A 15955-nucleotide genomic window follows, 5' to 3' on the forward strand; every position below is an offset into this window, starting at 1 on the left:
GAATCAGTTTCCGGACGCGCGCTCGCGCAGTTCGCGCTGCCGCATGGGCATCGCGTCGATTGTGTTGAAGAGCTCGTCTGCCGGGAGGGCTTCGTCCCGGGTGAGCTTAGCGCCCCCGTCCAGGCCGATGAGCACCACGCGGAACGCTGCATCGGGCACGCGAAAGCGCCGGCGGAGGCGCTTCGCATCCGCGTCCGGCGCCGGCGCACCGAAAATCGTGAACACCCGGTCCATCTCGACCACGTAGACCGCGATCTTGCGGGGCGTCAGCCCGGCCTTGTTGTCGGCAAGGATTGTCGTCTGGCGCGACAGGCTGGTGTTGTCCGCCGCCGGGGTGAAGACGAGGAGCGGCCGGTACTGCCAGCGCACCTCGTCCAGATCGCTTGCCATGGCCGCCCCTCCGAACACCGAAAACAGGACCGCGACAAGCGCGCGGATCACGCCGCTTTTTCCATCTCGGTCAGGATGGCATCGGTCATTTCGCTGGTGGACAGCGCAGCGCCGCCTGCCGCGATATCCGAGGTGCGGGCGCCCTTGTCCAGCGCCGCCGCAATCGCGCCGTCCACCAGATCCGCCTCGGCCGTCATGCCGAAGGAATATTTCAGCGCCATCGCGAGCGAGCCGATCATTGCGATCGGGTTGGCAAGGCCCTGGCCCGCAATGTCGGGCGCGGACCCGTGGACCGGCTCGTACAGCGCGCGGCGGCGGCCGGACTTCGCGTCCACCGCCCCCAGCGATGCGGACGGCAGCATCCCCAGCGACCCGGTGAGCTGCGCTGCAATGTCGGACAGGAGGTCGCCGAAGAGGTTGTCGGTGACGATCACGTCGAACTGCTTGGGTGCGCGCACCAGCTGCATGGCGCCGGCGTCGGCGAGCATGTGGTCCAGCACGATGTCGGTGTTGCCGTCGTCGCGGGCGGCCTGCACCACCTCGCGCCACAAGACGCCGGTCTTCATGACGTTGCGTTTTTCCATGCTCGTCACGCGGGGCGCGTTGCCGCCGGTGGCGCGGGCACGGGCAAGCTCGAAGGCGGCACGGGCGATCCGGTCGATCTCGTAGGTGTCGTAAACCTGCGTGTCGACGGCGCGCTTCTGGCCGTTGCCGATATCCTCGATGGTCTTCGGCTCACCGAAATACACGCCCCCGGTCAATTCGCGCAGGATCACGATGTCGAGGCCTTCGACCACGTCGCGCTTCAGCGACGAGGAGTCGGCCAGCGCCGGATAGCAGATGGCCGGGCGGATGTTGGCGAACAGCTCGAATGCCTTGCGCAAACGCAGGAGGCCGGCTTCGGGGCGCAGGTCGTAGGCAAGGTCGTCATATTGCGGGCCGCCGACGGCGCCGAACAGGATCGCATCTGCGGCTTCTGCCGTCGCCATTGTTTCCTCGGAGACCGGGGCGCCCTCGGCGTCCACCGCAGCGCCGCCGACCAACCCTTCGGCAAGCTCGAACGCCGCCCCGCGGCGGTTGAAGAATTCGATCACGCGGCGGGTTTCGGCCATCACTTCGGGGCCAATGCCGTCACCGGCGAGAAGGAGAAGGGAAGGCATGGCGTTCCTTGCTTTTGGAAAGATCGCCTCTTCTCTACGCCCAAGTCGGTCCCGCGTTCAATTCGTGTCGAGCACCGCGCCGAAGGTGATCGGGTCTGTATTGGCACCGCAGACGAGAACCCCGACCCGCTCGCCGGGTGCCGGCCGGTAGGCGCCGGACGACAACGCCGCATAGGCCGCCGCACCGCCGGGCTCGGTGACAAGCCGCGCCTCGCGCCACAGGGTGCGCTGCGCGGCGCGGATGGCCGCATCCGTGACCAGCTTCACCTCGGCAACGCGCAGCCGCGCAATGGTGAAGTTCAGCGCCCCGGCGCTGCGTGCGCCAAGCGAGTCGGCGGCGATGCTGTCGACCTTGACGTCGACCGGCCCGCCAGCTTCCAGCGCGTTATAGAGGCATCGCGAGCCCTCCGGCTCCACGCCCACCACGCGGATCCGCTTGCCGAAATATGCGGCGATGCCCGCAATCAGCCCGCCACCGCCGACCGCGACGAGCACCGTGTCGAGCCCCGCACTCTGCTGCTCCCATTCGCGCGCGACGGTGCCCTGGCCGGTGATGGTCGGCTCCGCGTCGTAGGCATGGATGCTCATCGCGCCGGTTTCAGCCTGGTAGGCCTCGCAGGCGGCCAGCGCATCGGCGTAGCGTGCGCCACCGATGTGAATCTCGGCCTTCGCGGCGCGGATTGCGGCGATCTTTGCGGGGCTTGCAATCTCGGGCACGAAGATCGCCGCCTTGTGGCCAAGTTCGCGCGCGGCGTGGGCAACGGCGATGCCGTGGTTGCCGCCCGATGCCGCCGCCACGCCAGACGCCGGCACCTTTTGCGACAACAGCGTGTTGAACGCGCCCCGTGCCTTGAACGAGCCCGTGACCTGCAACTGTTCGAGCTTCAGTTCGCACGGCACCGGGCCGCGCAGCGCCAGAAGCGGGGTGCGCCGCACGTAGGGCGCAATCCGCTCCGCGGCTGCGTCAATGTCGCCTGCGTCAATCATGCCATTGCCCTGACAGGAACGTGTTCCTGCAATTTCTGTTTTATTACGAAACCGGAGGTTACAAACGCCATGGAAGATTTATCCCTCGTCCTCGTCCTGGCCATCGCCACGCTGGTGGTCGTCGCCCTTTTTGCCGCCTACCAGCGCTACCGTGCCTACCAGGCGAAGATCGAAAACGAGCATTCGTCGCTGATGGACGATCCGCGCATGACCCACAACGAGCCGCGGATGCCGTACGGCACCGAGGGGCCGGACGGCAACCCGCGGCCGCGCTCATAGGAGGTCCAGCACGCCGCGGACGATGAGGTGGAGGCCAAGCATGGTCAGCACCACCTTCAGCGCCATACGCAACGCCTGTTCGGGAAGCGAGCGCAGGAGCCGCGCGCCGATCAGCGTTCCGACAAAGCCGCTCGCAATCAGCGCGGCGACCAGCGGCAGCCACGGCATGAAATTGAAGCCCAGAATGCCGAACGCGATGACCTTGAGGGCGTGCTGCACGGTCATCGCCGCGCCATTGGTGGCAACGAGGCCGATGTGCGACAGCCCCGTCTGCCGCATCATCGCAATCACGAACGGCCCCGTGGCCCCGATGAACATGGTCAGGATCGACGCGCCGGCCCCGCCGATGGCCAGCACGGCCGGCTGACCCCGCCCGAATGGCGGTGGCTTGACCCAGGTCGTGACCGTGACGAAGACGCCGATGGCCAGGAGGATGGTCGCTTCCGGCAGGTCCGTCACCAGCGCCGCGCCAATGGCGACGCCCACGGTTGCACCCAGAACGAACGGCAGCAGAAGCCGGTAGTTCACCTGCCTTGCAAGGACGATGGTCCGGCCGGCATTGGAGCCGACCTGGATGATTCCGTGCAGGGCAATCAGCGCCTCGATGGGCACCACGAAGGTGAGCGCCACCAGGAAAACGATGCCTCCGCCGATCCCCACAGCCGCCGTCAGGGCGCTGGACAGAAGCGACACCACCATCAGCGCCGCGGCGGCGCCCCAGGTGATGCCATCCGGCAGGAATGCGATCACCGGCGGCTCACGGGCTGGGGTTGCCGTGGGCGCGCTGAACCTTGTCGATCTCGGCGAGAAGGTCGTCGCCCAGCGTGATGTCGGCAGCGTCGATCACGCTTTTCAGCTGCTCCATTCTGGTTGCGCCGATGATGACGCTGGTCATGAACGGGCGCGACATGGCGAACGCGATTGCCATCTGCGCCGGGTCGAGCCCGGCCTCCTCGGCCAGGGCCACGTACTTGTCGTTGGCCACCTCGGCGCCGGGGCCTTCATAGCGGGTCAGGCGATTGTACAGCGTCTTGCGGGCGCCCTCGGGCAGAGCGCCGCCGCGGTACTTTCCGGTGAGGTAGCCCTGCGCCAGCGCGGAGTAGGCCAGCAAGGACACGTCTTCGCGCAGCGCCGCCTCGGCAAGGTTCACCTCGAACGTGCGGTTGACGAGGCTGTAGGCATTCTGGATCGAGGCAATGCGCGGCCCGTGGCCTGCGTCCGCTGCCGCAATCCACTTCATCAGCCCCCAGGTGGATTCGTTGGAAATGCCGATGTGGAGGACCTTGCCGGCCTTCACCAGCCGGTCCAGCGCCTCAAGGCTCTCGTGGATCGGCGTTTCGTCGTCGACCTTTTTCGGCGTGTTGTAGACCATGGGGTTGGAGCCGAACTGGGTGGTCGTCCGGTCCGGCCAGTGGACCTGGTAAAGATCGATCCTGTCGGTCTTCAGCCGCTTCAGGCTCTTGTTGACGGCCTCTTCGATGTCGCGGGCGGTAAGGCGCGGCTCGCGATCACCATCGCGGAACCAGCGGTTTTCGGAACGGCCGAGCACCTTGCTGGCGAGGATGATCTTGTCGCGGGTGCCGCGCGCCGCCATCCAGTTGCCGATGATTTCCTCGGTCCGCCCCAGCGTTTCGGCGGCTGTGGGCGTCGGGTAGAGTTCGGCGGCGTCCCACAGATTGAGGCCGCGCTCCAGCGCATAGTCCATCTGCGCGAAGCCTTCGTCTTCGGTGTTCTGCGTTCCCCACGTCATCGTGCCGAGGGAAAGCGCGCTGACCGAAAGGCCCGTACGGCCGAGCGGGCGATAGTCCATAGCGGTGATCCTGATCTTGTCTTCGAAGCGGAGGGAGGCGGTCAGCGCGTGAGGCGCGCCAGAACCTTGTCGAGGGCGATGAACAGCGCGTTGACGGCGCCGAAGGTAAGCGTCAGCAGGACCGAATTGCGCACGAACAGCGCAAGGCCAAGCTCGTCGTAGTTGAGGAACCAGTAGGGGTAGGAGTTCTCTCCGAGACCGCGGACGAGGACGTAGGTGCCATAGATTGCCGCCGGTGCCATCCCCCACCAAACGTGCCGCCACGCCAGCGCACCATGGCGCAAGGCAACGAACGTCGCGATGGACAGAACGGGCACCACTGCGTGCAGCGCGAGGGTCGCCACATTCTCCATCGGCGTGTTCGTCGCCATGTTGCCGCGCAGGAGCAGGAAATAGACGCTGCCGACGATGGTGATCGACGACACCGCCACCAGCATCGCGCGCGGATCGCCCCAGCGGGCAGGCGCAATGGCGGCCAGTGCCATCACCGCCAGCACGCCGATGTTGGTCCAGATGGTGAAGTAGCGCGCAAGGTCCCACAGTGCGGCGCCGGTACCCTTCCCGTCTGCTGCAAAATTGGTGATGGACAGGTCGGTGCGCAGCACCAGCGCGAACAGGGCCGCCGCGGTGGTCGCCGCCGCCAGAATGCTGGCGCTGCGGCCGATCACTCCGCAACCTTCGCGCGGGCCACAAGCTCGCGCACCTTGGGCAGGATGTTGGTGACGATGACACCCACCCCATCGTCGGTGGGGTGGATCCCGTCGCCGATGTTGAGCGCGGGATCGCCAGCCACCCCTTCGAGGAAGAACGGGTAGTAGATCACGTCGCGGGCCGAGAGGTCATCGAACACGGCCTTGAAGTCGTTGCCGTATTCGGCGCCGAGGTTGGGCGGGGCCAGCATGCCGGCCAGGAGCACCGGCAAGCCGCGCGCCTCCAGCCGGTCGAGGATCGCGGTCAGGTTTTCGCGGGTGCTTTCGGGATCGAGGCCGCGCAAGGCATCGTTGCCGCCCAGCTCGACGATCACCGCATCGGCGTCCGGGCCGACCGACCAGTCGAGCCGGGCAAGGCCGCCGGACGTCGTGTCTCCGGATACGCCGGCGTCGACCACGCTCACGTCCATCCCCTCGGCCTGAAGCGCGCGCTCCAGCTGGGCGGGAAAGCCGGCGCCCGGCGCCAGCTGGAAGCCGGCGGTCAGACTGTCGCCCAGCGCAACAAGGGTCACAGTCTCGGCCCGCGCGGCGGACAGGCCGGCAAGCAAAAGCAACGCAGTCAGAACAAGACGCATGGAAATTCTCCCCGAAGACGTGCCCGCATCTAGCGCCGTGCAGCTTTGGGGGAAGGCGCGGCCGCCTTGGCCGGGCGTGAGGCCAACCCCTCGCGGATAGCCTCGACATAACGCGCGGCGGCCTCATCGGGCGCTGGCGAAGCGTTGATCGGCCGGCCCACCACCACCGCGTCGGCGCCATTGCGGATTGCCACCTGCGGCGTCGCGACGCGCTTCTGATCGCCCGGCGAATCTTCCGGCAGCCGCACGCCGGGGGTGATGACCGTCAGCCCCGAGCGGTGGGCGTGGACCGCCTCCCGCGGCGAGCAGACGATGCAGTCCGCCCCCAGCGCTGCCGCCGTCTCGATCCGCCGCTTTGCCAGCGCCTCGGTGGAGAGCGCGTAGCCCGCTTCCGCAAGGTCGCCGTCGTCGAGCGACGTCAGCACCGTCACCGCCACGATCTGGAGCCCCTCCGGGCGCGCGGCCACGGCGGCGGCGATCGCCTGCGGGTAGGCGTGGACGGTGAGAAAATCGACGCCGAGCTTGCCCGCCGAGCGCACGGCGGAGGCCACCGTGTTGGCAATGTCGAGAAGCTTCATGTCGAGGAAGACGTGGTGGCCGGACTCTACCAGCTCACGCGCAAGGTCGATCCCGCCTGCCAGCGCGCACTCGAAGCCGATCTTGTAAACGCCCACCATCCCCTCCGTCGCCTTCACCAAAGCTTCGGCTTTCGCGGTGTCGGCAAAGTCGAGTGCCAGGATCAGGCGGCTCTTGGGCGTGTCGAAAATCATGGCGCGGCGCTCTGGCGTGGAACCCTGTTGTAGAACGCGGCTGACACGGACGCCAGACTGCCTTAGAAGGCGTTTCCAATGCCTCAGCCTGAACCACGGCGCGCCACGGTCCGCCGCCAGACAAATGAAACCGAAATTTCAGTCACCGTCGATCTGGACGGGGGCACGAGCGCCATTGCGACCGGCGTCGGCTTCTTCGACCACATGCTCGACCAGCTTGCGCGCCACTCCGGCATCGCGATGGAGATCACCGCCAAGGGCGATCTCCACATCGACGATCACCACACGGTGGAAGACGTCGGCATCGCCATCGGCCAGGCGATCCTCGACGCGCTGGGGACCAAGCGCGGCATTGCCCGCTACGCCGACTGCCTGCTCCCGATGGACGAAACGCTGACCCGCGTGGCGCTCGACATCTCGGGCCGGCCGTTCCTGGTGTTCCGCACGGCGTTTCACACGGCAAAGATCGGCACGTTCGACACCCAGCTCGTGCAGGAATTTTTCACCGCGTTTGCAATGAATTCCCGGATAACGCTGCATATCGAGACGCTTTATGGCACCAACGATCACCATATTGCGGAAAGCTGTTTCAAGGGCGTCGCAAGGGCTCTGGGGCAGGCCGTAGCGCTGACCGCGCCCGGCGGCGCCGTCCCGTCCACCAAGGGAACGCTGTAGCGCCGCGCGGCATGCGTGGTGAAGGAGTTGAACAATGGCTGTCTGGACCGTGTGGGAGCACGACAGGTTCCGCGAGCACCGCAAGGCGGAGCGCGCGCTGTTCGTGCGTGACGGCTTTTCCTGGCGGGCGTCCCTGTTCGGCCCGCTCTGGCTGCTGGCCAAGGGCCATCTCGTGCTGGCGGTTGCCTATCTCGTTGTCGCCGCCGGGCTGGTTGCAGCAACGATCACCCTGCTGGGGGAAGATGCCGTCACCCCCGTCACGCTGGTTGCTTCGCTCTGGTTCGGCTTTGAAGCGGAGGGGCTGCGGCGCTGGGCGCTCAGTCGCCGCGGCTGGCACATGAACGACGTGGTCGAGGGCCGCCGCCTGCCCGAAGCCGAGCGCCGCTACTACACCGACCGCCTCGCCGAGCCGCTGCCTGTCCGCGCCGCGCCCGAGCCGGCGCCCTTCGGACAGCGCACGCCGCCCGTCCTCGGCCTCTTCCCCGAGGGACCGCGGTGAGCGTCGTCATCGTCGATTACGGGTCCGGCAACCTCCGCTCCGCCCACAAGGCATTCGTGCGCGCGGCCGAGGACGCCGGCGACACCACCGCCATCGTCGTCTCCGCCGACCCCCGGCGCGTCGCACGGGCCGACCGGATCGTCCTGCCCGGCGTCGGCGCGTTCGCCGACTGCATGGGCGGCCTCACGTCCTCTCCCGGCATGGTGGAAGCGTTCACCACCGCAGTGATGGAGCGCGGCGTGCCGATGCTGGGCGTGTGCGTCGGCATGCAGCTGTTTGCCGACCAGGGGCTGGAGCACAAGGTGAGCGACGGGCTCGGCTGGATTTCCGGCGAGGTCCGCCCCCTCGCCCCAGCCGACAAGAGCCTCAAAATCCCGCACATGGGGTGGAACACGCTGGAGGAGGTGCGCCCGCACCCCGTGATGAAGGGCATCGAGACCGGCCCGGACGGCTGGCACGCCTACTTCGTCCACTCCTACGCCTTCGCGCCCAATGCGGCGGATTCCATCATTGCATTGTCCGACCATGGCGGGCCGTTTTCGGCCATTGTCGGCCGCGACAACATCATCGGCACTCAGTTTCACCCGGAAAAAAGCCAGAAGCTGGGGCTTAAACTCATCCAAAACTTCCTCGCCTGGGCCCCATGATCCTTTATCCCGCCATCGACCTCAAAGACGGGCAGTGCGTGCGCCTGGAGCGCGGCGAGATGGACAGCGCCACGGTGTTCGACACCAGCCCGGCGAGCCGCGCCGCCCACTTTGCGCAGCTTGGCTTCGAGTGGCTGCACGTGGTGGACCTCAACGGCGCGTTCGCCGGCGTCAGCCGCAACGCGGAGGCCGTTGCCGAGATCCTCGCTGCCACGACCAAACCCGTGCAGCTGGGCGGCGGCATCCGCACCATGGCCTCCATTGCGACGTGGCTGGAAAAGGGCGTTGCCCGCGTCATCCTCGGCACGGCAGCGGCCAAGGACCCGGACCTTGTGCGCGCCGCCTGCAAGTCCTTCCCCGGCCAGATTGTCGTCGGCATCGACGCGCGCGAGGGCCGCGTCGCCGTCGCCGGCTGGGCCGATGCCACCGAACTCGATGCCGCCGACCTTGCCGCCCGCTACGAGGACGCCGGCGTCGCCGCCATCGTCCACACCGACATCGGCCGCGACGGGATGCTCACCGGCCTCAACCTCACCGAAACCCTCGCCATTGCGCAGAAGGTGGAAACCCCGCTGATCGCATCCGGCGGCTTCTCCGGCATGGACGACATTTCCCGCCTCGCCGAGCCGGAATGCGCCATCCTCGACGGCGCCATCCTCGGCCGTGCGCTCTACGATGGCCGGGTCGATGCTGCCGCCGCCATTTCCGCAGTGCGGGGCGCTGCCTGATGCTGAAGAAGCGCATCATCCCCTGCCTCGACGTGCAGGGCGGCCGCGTGGTCAAGGGCGTGAAGTTCCAGGAACTGCGCGACGCGGGCGATCCCGTCGCCGCCGCAGAAGCCTACGATGCCGCCGGCGCCGACGAACTCACCTTCCTCGACATTGCCGCCAGCCACGAGGAACGCTCGATCCTGTTCGACGTGGTGCGCCGCACGGCAGAGCGCTGCTTCATGCCGCTCACCGTCGGCGGCGGCGTCCGCACCATCTCCGATATCCGCTCGCTGCTGCTCGCGGGTGCCGACAAGGTGTCCATCAACACCGCCGCGGTGAAAGACCCCGATTTTGTCGGCAAGGCGGCGGAGAAATTCGGCGCGCAGTGCATCGTCGTCGCCATCGACGCCAAGAAGGTGGCGGACGGCCGCTGGGAGATCTTCACCCACGGCGGACGCAAGGAAACCGGCATCGACGCGGTGAAATTCGCACGCCAGATGGCCGAGCTGGGCGCGGGGGAGATCCTCCTCACCTCCATGGATTCCGACGGCACCAAGGCCGGCTTCGACAATGCGCTCACCCGCGCCGTGGCCGATGCCGTGCCGATCCCGGTGATCGCATCGGGTGGCGCCGGTACGCTCGACCACATGGTCGATGCGGTGAAGATTGGCGGGGCGGAGGCGGTTCTGGCGGCCTCCATCTTCCACTTCGGCACCTTCACCATCGGCGAGACCAAGGCGCACATGGCCGCCGCCGGCATTCCGGTGCGGATCGACAACGACCCCCACGGCCAGTTCGATGACTGAGTTTTCGGTCCGCGACCTCGAAGCCATCGTTCGCGCACGCCTCGCCGACGAGGGGGCTCAGTCCTACACCCGTACGCTCGCGGCCAAGGGGATCGACAAGTGCGCCGAGAAGTTCGGCGAGGAATCCGTCGAGACGGTCATCGCCGCGGTGCAGCGCGATCCTGCCGCCCTCGCCGGCGAGGCGGCGGACGTCATCTATCACCTCACCGTTCTGCTTGCGGTGACCGGCAGCTCGTGGGACGCCGTGATGGCGGAGCTGCAGCGCCGCACAGGCCAGTCCGGCCTCGAAGAAAAGGCCAGCCGCTTGTCAGGTTAGTCTGACAAGCTAGAGTTTCAGCCCATGGACGCACGCGTAGACAACACGACCAGCGACGACTCCCGCGAGGATTTCGCCCCGTTTCACGTCTTTTCGGAGACCGACTGGGCCGATCTGCGCAAGGGGCAGCCGATGCCCCTCAATCGGGACGAAATCGTCCAGCTGCAAGGCTTCAACGACTATGTTGAGCCCGAGCAGGTGGAGACCATCTACCTGCCGCTGTCGCGCCTTCTCACCTACTACGTGGAAGCGACAGAAGCATTACACGCTGCAACGCACCGCTTTCTGGGCCGCAGCGACGCGGGCGTGCCGTTCATCATCGGCGTGGCGGGCTCGGTCGCGGTCGGCAAGACGACCACGGCAAAGCTCCTCCAGGCGCTGATCCGCCGCTGGCCGTCGGCGCCCAAGGTCGACCTCGTGACCACCGACGGGTTCCTGTGGCCCAACGCCCACCTCAAGGCTGAAGGCCTGATGGAGCGCAAGGGCTTTCCCGAATCCTACGACGTTGCCGCGCTGATCAAGTTCCTGCGCGACATCAAGGCGGGCGAAGCCAGCGTGACCGCGCCGGTCTATTCGCACCTCACCTACGACCGGGTGCCCGGCGAGGTGCTCACAATCCGCCAGCCGGACATTCTCATCGTCGAAGGCCTGAACGTCCTGCAGACCACGCGCCTGTTGTCGGACAAGCCGCGCACGCCCTTCGTGTCAGATTTCTTCGATTTCTCGATCTATCTCGATGCCGAGGAAGACGATCTGGAACGCTGGTACATCACCCGCTTCAAGCGTCTGCAGGAGCGCCGGTTCACCGACCCGCGCTCCTACTTCCACAAATATGCCAACATTTCGGACGAAGAGGCCACCGCGTTTGCCAGACGCCTCTGGGCGCAGATCAACCTGAAGAACCTGCGCGAGAATGTCGGCCCCACCCGCCTCCGGGCCGACCTGATCCTGCACAAGGGTGCGGACCACCACATCACCAAGGTGGCGCTGCGCAAGGTCTGAGCGGCGCCGGCCCGTCGGCTATTCCAGCGTGAGGGAGACCGTTGCCGGCTCCGGGCCGAAGCCGGTATATTCGGCGGCGATCTTGCCGGCGGACGCCAGCTGGAACCGGCCCATGGAGCCTAGGCTCAGAAGATCGCCCGTCTTCAGCGCCATGCCGCGCGCCCGGGTCGCCTCTGCAATCCACAACACCGCGTCCAGCGGATGGCCCAGCAGCGACGATGCCGGCGCCTCGGCCACGACCGCGCCGTCCTTCATCAGAATGCCAGCGGAATCATCGAGGCTGGCGACGGTCATGCCGGCAGTGGAGACGGGGGCGCCGCGCACCCCGAGCCGGCCACCCGCATTCATGGCCTGCAACAGGGGCCCGGTGACGGGGACCCCCTTGGGCACCATCAGATCGCCAAGCTCGATGAAGGGAATGAACGCGTCGATCCCGGCGAGCGCCTCGGCACGGGTGGTGGCCTTCGCCAGGGCCGGGTCGCCGACACGCACCAGGAGGTCCAGCTCGAAGATCATCCGCGCGCCGTCGGTGACCGGGACGGTGGCGCCATCGCCCAGCACCATGCCGTCGAACAGGACGCCCAGCACCGGCCCGTCGAGGCCGAGCTGCTTTTGTGCCCCTGGCGAAGTGGCGGCCGCCTTGTAGCCGACGACATCGCCGTACGCGGCGGCCATCAGCGCCAGCACCTCGTCCTGATGGCAGGCGCCATCAGCCATGGTGGTGATGGTTTCGACCGCCTTTGCAGCATCCGCAAAGGTCTCACCTTGCAAGAAGCTGCCGACGTAGGGGCGGGCAAAATCATATTGCCCGCAGGATGTCTGCGCCAGCGCCGCACCGGGCGCCAGCATCACGGCCGCCGCCATCAACCACCCAAATCGCATCCCTCGCCTCCCCAAAAAGAGGCGCGACCTCAGGCGGCGACTGCCAGCGGCTGTGGCGTGTAGTTCAGGATCGGTGCCAGCCAGCGTTCCGCTTCGGCAACGTCCCAACCCTTGCGCCGCGCGTAGTCTTCCACCTGATCGCGCTCGATCTTGCCAATCCCGAAGTAGACGCTCTCCGGGTGGGAGAAGTAAAGACCGGATACCGAAGACGCCGGCCACATGGCGCAACTCTCCGTCAACGTCACGCCCACCCGGTCTTCTGCTTCAAGCAGCGGCAGCAGGGTGCGCTTTTCGGTGTGGTCGGGCTGGGCGGGGTAGCCCGGTGCCGGGCGAATGCCCTGGTAGGTTTCCCCGATCAGCTCTTCCGGCGTCAGCGCTTCGTCGGGCGCATAGGCCCAGATCTCGCGCCGCACCACCATGTGCGCATATTCGGCAAAGGCTTCGGCCAGCCGGTCGGCCAGCGACTGCGCAAGGATCTTGCTGTAGTCGTCGCTGCTGTCGGTGAAGCGCTTTTCCATCACCTCCTCGCCAAGCCCGGTGGTGACGCAGAAGCCGCCCACATAGTCCTGCGGCCCGCCTACGGGCGCCACGAAATCCGCCAGCGCGGCGTTGGCGCGCTTGCTGTTGCCGCGTGCCACCTGCTGGCGCAGCGTATGGAAGCGGGTGAACTCGGCCCCGTCTTCGCCGTAGAGCACAACGTCGTCACCGTCGGACTGGGCGCGCCAAAGGCCGATCACGCCCTTCGCCGTCAGCCATTTTTCGGAGACCATCTGCTTGAGCATCGCCTGCGCGTCCTCGAACAGCGGACGAGCCGCCTCGCCATAGCGCTCATCGTCCAGAACGCGCGGGTAGGCACCCTTGATCTCCCAGGCCGAGAAGAACGGCGTCCAGTCGATGTACGGCACCAGCGTTTCGAGCGGGACCTCGATGTTCTTCAGCCCGAGTTCGCGCGGGACCGGCGGGGTGTAGCTGTCCCAGTCGATCTCGGTGCGGCGGGCGCGGGCGTCGCGCAGCGGCATCCGCTTCTTGTCGCTCTGCCCCTTGAGGTATTTTTCCGAAACGCTGCGATACTCCGCCAGAAGCTCCGCCTCGAACGTTTCCTTGTCGTTCAGAAGCCGCGAGCAGACGCCGACCGCACGGGACGCGTCGGTCACATACACGGCCTGGCCTGCGGTGTAGTTGGGGTTGATCTTCACCGCGGTGTGGACCTTGGACGTGGTCGCCCCGCCAATCAGCAGCGGCACGGAGAAGCCCGAGCGCTGCATTTCGGCGGCCACGTTGCACATCTCGTCCAGCGACGGCGTGATAAGCCCGGACAGGCCGATGATGTCGACGTTCTCTTCCTTCGCGACCTGCAGGATCTTGTCCGCCGGCACCATCACGCCAAGGTCGATGACCTCGAAATTGTTGCACTGGAGGACGACGCCGACGATGTTCTTGCCGATGTCGTGGACATCGCCCTTCACGGTGGCCATCAGCACCTTGCCGGCATTCTTGCGCGGCTGGCCTTCCTTTTCCGCCTCCATGTAGGGGAGGAGGTAGGCGACCGCCTTCTTCATCACACGGGCGGACTTCACCACCTGCGGCAGGAACATCTTGCCATCGCCGAACAGGTCGCCGACCACGTTCATGCCGTCCATCAACGGCCCCTCGATGACGTGGAGCGGACGCTCGGCCTTCTCGCGCGCTTCCTCGACATCCTCCTCGATGAACTCGGTGATGCCGTGGACCAGCGCGTGCCGGAGCCGGCCCGACACGTCCGTCTCGCGCCATGACAGGTCGACCACCCGCTTGGCGCCGCCGCCGGCCTTGTAGCGTTCGGCGGCCTCCAGCAGACGCTCGGTGGAATCGTCGCGGCGGTTGAGCACCACGTCTTCGCACAGCTCGCGCAGCTCGGGGTTCAGGTCGTCATATACGGCAAGCTGGCCGGCGTTGACGATGCCCATGTCCATCCCGGCCTGGATGGCGTGGTAGAGGAACACCGAGTGCATCGCCTCGCGCACCTGGTCGTTGCCGCGGAACGAGAACGACAGGTTGGAGACGCCGCCCGAAACGTGAGCGTGGGGCAGGTTCTCGCGGATCCAGCGCGTCGCGTTGATGAAGTCGTTGCCGTAGTTGTTGTGTTCCTCGATGCCCGTCGCCACTGCGAAGATATTGGGGTCGAAGATGATGTCTTCCGGCGGGAAACCGTTCTCGGTCAAAAGCTTGTAGGCACGGCCGCAGATCTCGATCTTGCGCTCGTAGGTGTCGGCCTGGCCCTCTTCGTCAAACGCCATCACCACGGCGGCCGCGCCGTAGCGGCGGACGAGGTCGGCCTGCTTCAGGAACGCCTCTTCGCCCTCCTTCATGGAGATGGAGTTGACGATGGACTTGCCCTGAACCTGGCGCAGCCCTTCCTCGATCACGTCCCACTTGGAGCTGTCGACCATCACCGGAACGCGCGCGATATCCGGCTCGGAGGCCACGAGCTTCAGGTAGGTTTCCATCACCTCCTGCGACTCCAGCAGCCCCTCGTCCATGTTCACGTCGATGATCTGCGCGCCGTTTTCCACCTGCTCGCGTGCCACGTCCAGCGCGGTGGAGTAGTCGCCTTCCTTGATCAGCTTGCGGAATTTGGCCGACCCGGTGACGTTGGTGCGCTCGCCGACGTTCACGAACCGCACTTCCTTCGTCAGCGCGAACGGCTCAAGCCCCGAAAGCTGGAGCATCGGCCGGTGGTCGACAGGGGTGCGCGGCTCGAATGCGGCCACCTTGTCGGCAATGGCACTGATGTGCTCGGGCGTGGTGCCGCAACAGCCGCCGACGATGTTGAGAAGGCCGCCCTTGGCGAATTCTTCCAGCTGCTCGCCCATGTAGTCCGGGCTCTCGTCGTAGGCGCCCATCTCGTTGGGCAGGCCCGCGTTGGGGTAGACGCACACCAGCGTGTCGGCCACGCCGGCAAGCTCGGCGGCGTGCTGGCGCATTTCCTCTGCACCCAGCGCGCAGTTAAGCCCCACCGAGAACGGGTTGGCGTGGCTGACCGAGTTCCAGAATGCCGTGGGCGTCTGGCCAGACAGCGTCCGGCCCGAGCGGTCGGTGATGGTGCCGGAAATCATCAGCGGCAGGCGCTTCACACCCTCCGAGAACAGACCCTCGATGCCGAAGATCGCGGCCTTGGCGTTCAGCGTGTCGAAGATCGTCTCGATCAGGATGAGGTCGGCGCCACCGTCGATCAGGCCGCGGGCGGCCTCCGCATAGGCGGCGGCCATCTCCTGGAATGAGACGGCGCGGTAGCCGGGGTCGTTCACGTCCGGCGAGATGGAGAGGGTGCGGTTGGTCGGGCCGATGGCGCCGGCGACGAAACGCGGCCGGTCCGGCTCGTCCTTCGTGACGGCGTCCGCCGCCGCACGCGCCACGCGCGCGCCCGCCACGTTGAGGTCGTACACCTTGTGCTGCAGGCCATAGTCGGCCTGGGCGATGGTGGTGGACGAGAACGTGTTGGTGCCCACGATATCAGCGCCGGCGCGCAGGTATTGCTCGTGGATCTTCTGCACGACGGCCGGCTGCGTCAGCACCAGAAGGTCGTTGTTGCCGGCCTGGGGCAAATCGGTCCCCAGGTCGCAATCCTGCCCGCCGCCCTTGCCGCGATAGCCGTCCTCGTCCAGCCGTTCGTTCTGGATCATCGTGCCCATGGCGCCGTCGATGATGAGAATGCGGCGGCGGGCTTCGTCGATCAGATACTGGGACATGGGGACTCC

18 protein-coding genes are annotated in these 15955 nt (G+C 66.7%); 8 read left to right on the forward strand and 10 right to left on the reverse strand.

Annotation, left to right across the window (positions count from 1 at the left end; translation table 11 throughout):
• Positions 1-3: 3 nt before the first annotated feature.
• The 3 genes from RDV64_RS07205 to RDV64_RS07215 are packed head-to-tail and all read right to left on the reverse strand — an operon-like array spanning position 4 to position 2537.
• Positions 4-441 (reverse strand): DUF4174 domain-containing protein, encoded by a 438-nt coding sequence (locus RDV64_RS07205; protein ID WP_309198592.1) that lies wholly within the window; start codon positions 439-441, stop codon positions 4-6.
• Positions 438-1550 carry a 3-isopropylmalate dehydrogenase gene (leuB, locus tag RDV64_RS07210; RefSeq protein WP_309198593.1) on the reverse strand — a complete coding sequence of 371 codons (1113 nt, stop codon included), beginning with the start codon at positions 1548-1550 and terminating at the stop codon, positions 438-440. Before leuB ends, RDV64_RS07205 begins: the two co-directional genes overlap by 4 nt.
• Positions 1551-1607: 57 nt before the next feature.
• Entirely contained in the window at positions 1608-2537 is a 930-nt protein-coding gene (locus RDV64_RS07215) for a threonine/serine dehydratase (protein ID WP_309198594.1), read from the reverse strand.
• Positions 2538-2606: 69 nt separating this feature from the next.
• On the opposite strand from RDV64_RS07215, the gene RDV64_RS07220 reads away from it, so the two are divergent.
• Positions 2607-2816 (forward strand): hypothetical protein, encoded by a 210-nt coding sequence (locus RDV64_RS07220; RefSeq protein WP_309198595.1) that lies wholly within the window; start codon positions 2607-2609, stop codon positions 2814-2816.
• Here RDV64_RS07220 and RDV64_RS07225 read toward each other — a convergent pair.
• Genes RDV64_RS07225 through pyrF form a run of 5 tightly spaced genes read right to left on the reverse strand, consistent with a single transcriptional unit; the run spans position 2811 to position 6681 of the window.
• Positions 2811-3566, reverse strand: coding sequence for a sulfite exporter TauE/SafE family protein (locus RDV64_RS07225; RefSeq protein WP_309198596.1), 756 nt, complete (start codon positions 3564-3566; stop codon positions 2811-2813). The two genes, RDV64_RS07220 and RDV64_RS07225, sit on opposite strands and share 6 nt — an antisense overlap.
• A 7-nt stretch (positions 3567-3573) precedes the next feature.
• Positions 3574-4626, reverse strand: a complete 1053-nt coding sequence (locus RDV64_RS07230) for an aldo/keto reductase (protein ID WP_309198597.1) — start codon at positions 4624-4626, stop codon at positions 3574-3576.
• Between the two features lie 41 nt (positions 4627-4667).
• The gene (locus RDV64_RS07235; RefSeq protein WP_309198598.1) at positions 4668-5294 is read right to left on the reverse strand and encodes a Pr6Pr family membrane protein; all 627 of its coding nucleotides are present in this window, start codon (positions 5292-5294) and stop codon (positions 4668-4670) included.
• Positions 5291-5911 carry an arylesterase gene (locus RDV64_RS07240; protein ID WP_309198599.1) on the reverse strand — a complete coding sequence of 207 codons (621 nt, stop codon included), beginning with the start codon at positions 5909-5911 and terminating at the stop codon, positions 5291-5293. Before RDV64_RS07240 ends, RDV64_RS07235 begins: the two co-directional genes overlap by 4 nt.
• Positions 5912-5940: 29 nt before the next feature.
• Entirely contained in the window at positions 5941-6681 is a 741-nt protein-coding gene (gene pyrF / locus RDV64_RS07245; RefSeq protein ID WP_309198600.1) for an orotidine-5'-phosphate decarboxylase, read from the reverse strand.
• Positions 6682-6759: 78 nt separating this feature from the next.
• Between pyrF and hisB the strand changes: the two genes are divergently transcribed.
• The 7 genes from hisB to coaA are packed head-to-tail and all read left to right on the forward strand — an operon-like array spanning position 6760 to position 11336.
• Positions 6760-7356, forward strand: coding sequence for an imidazoleglycerol-phosphate dehydratase HisB (gene hisB, locus RDV64_RS07250; RefSeq protein WP_309198601.1), 597 nt, complete (start codon positions 6760-6762; stop codon positions 7354-7356).
• 34 nt (positions 7357-7390) lie between these two features.
• Positions 7391-7855 (forward strand): DUF2628 domain-containing protein, encoded by a 465-nt coding sequence (locus tag RDV64_RS07255; RefSeq protein ID WP_309198602.1) that lies wholly within the window; start codon positions 7391-7393, stop codon positions 7853-7855.
• A complete protein-coding gene (hisH, locus tag RDV64_RS07260) occupies positions 7852-8502 on the forward strand; it encodes an imidazole glycerol phosphate synthase subunit HisH (RefSeq protein WP_309198603.1) in 651 nt (216 codons plus the stop codon). The genes RDV64_RS07255 and hisH overlap by 4 nt, the downstream gene beginning before the upstream one ends.
• Entirely contained in the window at positions 8499-9230 is a 732-nt protein-coding gene (hisA, locus tag RDV64_RS07265) for a 1-(5-phosphoribosyl)-5-[(5-phosphoribosylamino)methylideneamino]imidazole-4-carboxamide isomerase (RefSeq protein ID WP_309198604.1), read from the forward strand. The genes hisH and hisA overlap by 4 nt, the downstream gene beginning before the upstream one ends.
• On the forward strand, positions 9230-10018 hold the full coding sequence (hisF, locus tag RDV64_RS07270; protein WP_309198605.1) for an imidazole glycerol phosphate synthase subunit HisF: 789 nt from the start codon (positions 9230-9232) through the stop codon (positions 10016-10018). The genes hisA and hisF overlap by 1 nt, the downstream gene beginning before the upstream one ends.
• On the forward strand, positions 10011-10334 hold the full coding sequence (locus RDV64_RS07275; protein WP_309198606.1) for a phosphoribosyl-ATP diphosphatase: 324 nt from the start codon (positions 10011-10013) through the stop codon (positions 10332-10334). The genes hisF and RDV64_RS07275 overlap by 8 nt, the downstream gene beginning before the upstream one ends.
• A gap of 24 nt (positions 10335-10358) precedes the next feature.
• Positions 10359-11336, forward strand: coding sequence for a type I pantothenate kinase (gene coaA / locus RDV64_RS07280; RefSeq protein WP_309198607.1), 978 nt, complete (start codon positions 10359-10361; stop codon positions 11334-11336).
• An 18-nt stretch (positions 11337-11354) separates the two neighbouring features.
• Here the strand turns inward: coaA and RDV64_RS07285 are convergent, their stop codons facing one another.
• Together RDV64_RS07285 and metH are read right to left on the reverse strand one after the other, a co-directional pair.
• On the reverse strand, positions 11355-12218 hold the full coding sequence (locus RDV64_RS07285; protein ID WP_309198608.1) for a hypothetical protein: 864 nt from the start codon (positions 12216-12218) through the stop codon (positions 11355-11357).
• 29 nt (positions 12219-12247) lie between these two features.
• Positions 12248-15946 (reverse strand): methionine synthase, encoded by a 3699-nt coding sequence (metH, locus tag RDV64_RS07290; RefSeq protein ID WP_309198609.1) that lies wholly within the window; start codon positions 15944-15946, stop codon positions 12248-12250.
• Between the last annotated feature and the right edge of the window lie 9 nt (positions 15947-15955).

The organism is Acuticoccus sp. MNP-M23 (genome assembly GCF_031195445.1).
Taxonomy (GTDB): domain Bacteria; phylum Pseudomonadota; class Alphaproteobacteria; order Rhizobiales; family Amorphaceae; genus Acuticoccus.

What these genes read in the sequence shown, in the direction of transcription:
- RDV64_RS07220 (WP_309198595.1), top strand. Translation starts at nt 2,607, where the DNA reads ATGGAAGATTTATCCCTCGTCCTCGTCCTGGCCATCGCCACGCTGGTG.
- hisA (WP_309198604.1), top strand. Translation starts at nt 8,499, where the DNA reads ATGATCCTTTATCCCGCCATCGACCTCAAAGACGGGCAGTGCGTGCGC.
- RDV64_RS07215 (WP_309198594.1), bottom strand. Translation starts at nt 2,537, where the DNA reads ATGATTGACGCAGGCGACATTGACGCAGCCGCGGAGCGGATTGCGCCC.
- pyrF (WP_309198600.1), bottom strand. Translation starts at nt 6,681, where the DNA reads ATGATTTTCGACACGCCCAAGAGCCGCCTGATCCTGGCACTCGACTTT.
- RDV64_RS07285 (WP_309198608.1), bottom strand. Translation starts at nt 12,218, where the DNA reads ATGCGATTTGGGTGGTTGATGGCGGCGGCCGTGATGCTGGCGCCCGGT.
- leuB (WP_309198593.1), bottom strand. Translation starts at nt 1,550, where the DNA reads ATGCCTTCCCTTCTCCTTCTCGCCGGTGACGGCATTGGCCCCGAAGTG.
- RDV64_RS07230 (WP_309198597.1), bottom strand. Translation starts at nt 4,626, where the DNA reads ATGGACTATCGCCCGCTCGGCCGTACGGGCCTTTCGGTCAGCGCGCTT.
- hisB (WP_309198601.1), top strand. Translation starts at nt 6,760, where the DNA reads ATGCCTCAGCCTGAACCACGGCGCGCCACGGTCCGCCGCCAGACAAAT.
- hisF (WP_309198605.1), top strand. Translation starts at nt 9,230, where the DNA reads ATGCTGAAGAAGCGCATCATCCCCTGCCTCGACGTGCAGGGCGGCCGC.
- RDV64_RS07275 (WP_309198606.1), top strand. Translation starts at nt 10,011, where the DNA reads ATGACTGAGTTTTCGGTCCGCGACCTCGAAGCCATCGTTCGCGCACGC.
- coaA (WP_309198607.1), top strand. Translation starts at nt 10,359, where the DNA reads ATGGACGCACGCGTAGACAACACGACCAGCGACGACTCCCGCGAGGAT.
- RDV64_RS07240 (WP_309198599.1), bottom strand. Translation starts at nt 5,911, where the DNA reads ATGCGTCTTGTTCTGACTGCGTTGCTTTTGCTTGCCGGCCTGTCCGCC.
- metH (WP_309198609.1), bottom strand. Translation starts at nt 15,946, where the DNA reads ATGTCCCAGTATCTGATCGACGAAGCCCGCCGCCGCATTCTCATCATC.
- RDV64_RS07255 (WP_309198602.1), top strand. Translation starts at nt 7,391, where the DNA reads ATGGCTGTCTGGACCGTGTGGGAGCACGACAGGTTCCGCGAGCACCGC.